The organism is Clostridium sp. (genome assembly GCF_040797585.1).
Lineage (GTDB): Bacteria > Bacillota > Clostridia > Clostridiales > Clostridiaceae > Clostridium_Z.
Map to the genome: position 1 here is coordinate 1 of NZ_JBFNEO010000297.1, position 2,377 is coordinate 2,377.

4 protein-coding genes are annotated in these 2,377 nt (G+C 33.3%); all 4 read left to right on the forward strand.

Going from position 1 to position 2,377, the window contains the following annotated elements; translation table 11 throughout:
* The coding region (locus AB2369_RS12945) for a chemotaxis protein CheW (protein WP_367666886.1) at positions 1-312 on the forward strand (312 nt) is incomplete at its 5' end.
* Positions 313-320: 8 nt separating this feature from the next.
* The gene (locus AB2369_RS12950; RefSeq protein WP_367666887.1) at positions 321-827 is read left to right on the forward strand and encodes a chemotaxis protein CheD; all 507 of its coding nucleotides are present in this window, start codon (positions 321-323) and stop codon (positions 825-827) included.
* 14 nt (positions 828-841) lie between these two features.
* Positions 842-1,882, forward strand: a complete 1,041-nt coding sequence (locus AB2369_RS12955; protein ID WP_367666888.1) for a chemotaxis response regulator protein-glutamate methylesterase — start codon at positions 842-844, stop codon at positions 1,880-1,882.
* A 9-nt stretch (positions 1,883-1,891) separates the two neighbouring features.
* A partial coding sequence (locus AB2369_RS12960; protein WP_367666889.1) for a protein-glutamate O-methyltransferase CheR occupies positions 1,892-2,377 on the forward strand: 486 nt, incomplete at its 3' end.

Below are 2,377 nucleotides of genomic sequence, written 5' to 3' on the forward strand. Positions count from 1 at the left end.
GTTATAAACTATGAAGATAATATACTTCCTATAGTAAATTTAAGTAAAAAGTTTAACATGGGAGAGAAGGAGAGAAGTAGAGACAATAAGATAATTGTTGTGAAGGACAAGGATACCAAGGTGGGAATGATTGTAGACGTGGTATTTGAAGTTCGTGATGTTAATGTAGATAAAATTGAGAAGGCTCCAGATATAGCAAGTAAGGTATCAAAAAGATATATTAAAGGTCTTATAAAAAATGATAAGCAAATAATAATATATTTAGATCTAGCAAAAATATTATCTGATGATGAAAAACAGGCTCTTAAGTAGAGGAAACCATGGAGAGTAGAGAAGTTAAAGAAGCAAAAGAAGTTAGAGTAGGCATTGCTGATTTAAATGTAGTAGTTTCCCCAAATAGGTTAATAACTGTTGGACTTGGTTCATGTATAGGAATAGCACTATATGATAGGTTTTCTGGAATTGCAGGACTTGCTCATATAATGCTTCCTGATAGTACTCAATTTTCAAATGTTACTAACCCTTTAAAGTTTGCAGATTTAGCTATCCCAATTTTAATAGAAAAAATGGAGAAAATGGGAGGATGTAAAAGACATATGAAAGCTAAAATAGCAGGGGGAGCATCCATGTTTAATTTTTCAGATAAGAGCATGATAACAGATATAGGAGCAAGAAATGGAGCTTCTGTAAAATCAGTATTAGATAAGCTAGGGATACCTTTAGTTGCTACGGATATTGGAGGAAACAAAGGAAGAACCATGGTGCTTAATGGATTAAATGGCATGGTTCAGATAAGAACAGTTGGAATAGGAATAAAAGAAATTTAATGGGGTTGAATAGATTGCAGAAAATAAGAGTTCTTGTAGTGGACGACTCAGCATTAATGAGAAGAATCATTTCAGACATGATAAACGAAGAAAAAGATATGGAAGTTATTGATGTGGCAAGGAATGGAGAGGAGCTTTTAAATAAGGTAGAAAAGCTAAATCCACAGGTGATAACCTTAGATGTGGAGATGCCTAAAATTAATGGAGTTAGAGCCTTAAAGGAGCTTAAGAAAAGAAATCTCAACATTCCTGTTATAATGCTTAGTAGCTTAACAAAAGAAGGAACCTTTGTTACAATGGAATGTCTTGAGGCAGGAGCCTTTGAATTTATATCAAAGCCCTCAGGATCTATATCCCTGGACATAAATAAGGTTAAAAGTGAACTTGTAGAAAAAATAAGACAAGGTGCTAAAAAGGCAAAAAGAGATTCTATAGATATAAAGGATAGAAATCTTTCACCAGTATTAAGAAAAAAGAATATGAATCATAATATAGAAGCTATGGTTATTGGAGCCTCTACTGGAGGACCGAGAGCCTTAACTACACTTATAACTAATTTACCTAAAAATTTAGGGTTTCCTATATTAGTAGTACAGCATATGCCAGTAGGCTTTACCCATGCTTTTGCTGAAAGACTTAATGCAAATAGTAAAGTAAGGGTGGTAGAAGCAGATAATAATATGATAATAGAAAAAGACACTGTGTATATTGCTAAGGGTGGATTTCATATGGAGGTTACACGAGATAAAAAAATAAGACTTACTGAGGAGCCACCTGTTTTTGGAGTAAGACCTTGTGTTGACAAATTGTTTATATCAGCAGCTAAGGTTTATAGGGAAAAACTTATGAGTATAGTTCTAACAGGTATGGGGAGAGATGGAGCTAATGGCTCTACTGAGGTTAAAGCCTTAGGTGGAACTACCATATCAGAACATGAAAGTACTTGTACTATTTATGGAATGCCAAAGGTAGCTTTTGAAACAGGAAATATAGATGAAGTATTACCCTTAGGACAAATATTATCAAAGATAATAAAGTGTTCTATGGTAAAATAGGAGGTAAATATGGACTTTGAAAAGTTTGAGGCGTGGGTTTTAAAAGATATAGGAATAAATCTTTCAGCCTATAAATCAAATCAGCTTCATAGAAGGATTTCTAGTTTGATGACTAGAATAGGGGTCACCACCGCTGATGAGTATATAAACCTTTTAAAAAGAGACCCATCGGAGAAACAAAGATTTTTAGATTTTATAACAATAAATGTAAGTGAATTCTTCAGGAACCCTGAAATGTTTGAAGAACTTTCAAAGCTTATAAAGTCTGACTTTCTAAAGAGCAATAGGAATATTAGAATGTGGAGTGCTGCTTGTTCTATAGGTGCAGAACCCTATTCTCTAGCAATGATTTTAGATGATTATGCACCTAGAAATAGACACTATATGTTAGCTACAGATATTGATACCACCATAATAAACAAGGCAAAATCAGGGGAATATGCACAAAGTGAAGTTAAAAATGTAAAAAAAGAATATATGAATAAGTATTTTACT